At 51.9% G+C, this 3019-nt stretch carries 2 protein-coding genes; one reads left to right on the top strand and one right to left on the bottom strand.

Annotation, left to right across the window (positions count from 1 at the left end):
* Positions 1-13: 13 nt before the first annotated feature.
* The gene (locus AC4FIC_RS05835; RefSeq protein ID WP_100258085.1) at positions 14-1879 is read right to left on the bottom strand and encodes a sigma-54-dependent Fis family transcriptional regulator; all 1866 of its coding nucleotides are present in this window, start codon (positions 1877-1879) and stop codon (positions 14-16) included.
* Between the two features lie 208 nt (positions 1880-2087).
* On the opposite strand from AC4FIC_RS05835, the gene AC4FIC_RS05830 reads away from it, so the two are divergent.
* A partial coding sequence (locus tag AC4FIC_RS05830) for an NAD(P)-dependent alcohol dehydrogenase (RefSeq protein WP_476194118.1) occupies positions 2088-3019 on the top strand: 932 nt, incomplete at its 3' end.

Raw genomic sequence — 3019 nt, 5'->3', positions numbered from 1 at the left:
TATGAGCGATGCGCTAGCCTATCGCGTGAGCATAGACAGTATTACGGGAGACCCCCAGCTGACGCGATGCCAGGGCAACATTGCCGTTGCATTCACGCATCACTTTACGAATTTCGAGGCACTTAACTTCCTTGACCATATGGCCTGTGCAGCTTGAGCAGGCCGCCACATCGAGTTGGCGCTGGCCTAGAATCCGAGTTACCCCTTCGGTGCGGATAACGCCCTCATGATGTTGGATTGCCAGGGTACGCACGCTCCAATCCAAATCGGACAGGTTATTGATTGCGGCAATCTCCTTTAGCGCTTCTACGGCGTTGCTGGAGAGCGAGTGCTGCGGTGAGATTGTTGCCAGCATAGCGCAACACAAGAGCCGGAAATCAGACCGGTTGCGCAGTTTGGGTAAGTACAGCGAGAAGCCTGCTAAGCGTTTGCACAGATCGCCAAGGGGCCCTTGAGGATATTGTTCGCCGTCATCGGCCTGTGTGCTGCTGAGGATGACCCACTCACCCTGGGCCAACAAGGGATTGCGCCGATGCAGTAAGCGGTTGAGCAGGGTGTTTAGGCTCGGCACCATGTCTGCCGGCAGAAGATCGACCCGATCGAGATAGAGCGTACCGCCTTGCTTTAAATCTATCTTGTCTTGCTTTAGGGCGCCATCCACAGAATTCGATTTCATTTGCGCGATAAGTTGTGTCTCAACTGAGTCTAAATTTACCGTGGCACAGTCGACTAGGACAAAATTTTCGTCCGGATGTAACTGCTCGTGAATCTCTTCGGCGATCGAATTCTTGCCGGTTCCTGGGCCACCAAAGATCATCACCGGCATGCCCTGCTGGGCCGATTTCTTACCCAACCTCAGGTTGTGACGCAATGCCTCATCGGTGAAAATTCGCCCCGTGGTCGACTCTTCAGTCGTCTTGTGCAGCCGATAGATTGGATCGGCCGGCAAAAAAATCTGGGTCTTAGACAGCTTGCTGTTGGCAGAGTGCGTTAGCCTGAGGCGCGCAAAGTATCCCGCCTGCAACCAGTCCCGGATTTGTACGACTTCGCCTTTGCCGATGCGATCAATCAGTATCCGAAATTGACCCTTAAAGACATCCTGATAAGTGGGTGTGCTCGTCAATATAATGCCGGTCAATAACTCACTCGAGCGGCGATTAGCGCCGGTAATTTGACCTTCTTGATTAAAAGCGATCATGCCCACGTTCTGGGTTTGCAAATACTCTTGGCGGGGATGAAATTGGATAATGTAATCACCACGATGATCGTCGACAAATAGCCGATTTTCGACATTTTGTGCGGCGAGATTGACCAGCGCCAGGGTGTGATGTTGGCGTGCGGCGACCTCAGATGAGGCATCGAGCAAGCCAATGAGCTGGCCTTTGCTATCAAAGATAGGTGCTGACAGACAGGAAATGCTGCCCTCACGCGCAAAATAATGCTCCCGACCGGTAACATTGCACGACGTGCCGGTATGCAGTGCCAATCCAAGGGCGTTGGTGCCGCGTATATCTTCACTCCAAATCGAACCCGGAAGAATGCTCTTACCGCAGACCGAGGTGCGGAATTCTTCGTCAAGAATATGATCCAGCACTACGCCATCGTGGTCGGCAAAGGCCACCAAAAAATTGGATCCGGCAATCTGTGCGCTGAGCAGCTCCAGTTCGGGCCTGACCAGGCGCAACACTAGATCGAGTTTTTCTCGGCGCTGGAATAAATCTGAGTAGGATACGACGCACTCCTCAGGCTTGCTCACTGGGTCCAGGCCGAGTCGAATACAACGGCGCCAACTGTCTGCAATCGGCTCGGGCACGGCGCCGTAAGCGAATTTTCCGCGCAGCTCCAATGCGTTGCGAGCTTTTTCGAATGCAGTTTCCAAAACAGTCTCCCCCAGAAATTAATTCATAATAGAAGATGCCGGTAAATGGCTTAGAAATAAAGGAAATTCGGAACATTGTTCTATTTTTGAACACCTAAAAGATCCGGCCAAGCAAAAACTGAACACCCATTTATGACTCATGGCTTGCCCAAACGGATATATTTTGACTCTTCACCAAGCACAATATTTTATATTTTCGGAGAGTCCCATGAAGGCACAAGTTTTACATAAGTACGATGACGACCTCACAGCTTCGTCTTGGGTCGACTATATAGATGTTCCAGATCCGATTATCACCAAGGGTTCGGATGTCATCATTCGGATCGGTGGCGCTGGCGTTTGCCGAACCGATTTACACGTAATTGAAGGTATTTGGCGGCCCCACATGGACCCAACGGGTAATGAGCTTTTGCCATTCATCTTAGGTCATGAAAATGCCGGTTGGATTGAAGACGTTGGCCCAGAGGTCGTCGGTCTCAAGAAGGGTGATCCCGTCATTGTTCATCCTAAGATTTCAAACGGTACCTGCCTAGCGTGCCGTCGTGGCGAAGATATGCACGGTGAGGGCACCTTCCCAGGGCTCGATTCCAACGGTGGTTACGCAGAAGCATTGGTAACCTCAGAGCGCAACATCATCAAGCTGCCAAAATCATTACTGCCGAAGGAAGTTGCACCTTACTCCGATGCCGGCCTGACAGCCTATCGCGCGGCCAAGAAAGCAACGCGTCATCTGCTGCCGGGTCAATATTGTGTGGTCATCGGCGCGGGCGGTCTGGGCCATATTGCCATCCAAGTACTGCGCGCGATGTGTGCTGCCGAAATTATCGTCGTGGATACCTCTGCCGCTTCTTTGGAACTGGCCGGTAAATGTGGTGCCGATCACCTAGTGCGAGCCGACGGTGGCGAAGTAGATGCCGTTCTGTCGCTGACCAAAGGTCACGGCGCCGAAGCAGTATTGGATTTTGTCGGTGAGAACGGTACAACTCGCAAGGGTCTTGAAATGACTCGTGCAGCCGGTAGCTACTATGTCGTTGGTTATGGCGAAAATATTCAGGTGCCGACAGTTGATTTAGTGATTTCAGAAAAGAACATCATCGGCAACCTAGTCGGTACTTGGGCCGAGCTGACCGAATTGATGGA

It is taken from the genome of Reinekea sp. (genome assembly GCF_982785585.1).
The sequence above is the reverse complement of the archived record's forward strand: the minus strand, read 5'-3'. Positions and strand labels throughout refer to the sequence as shown.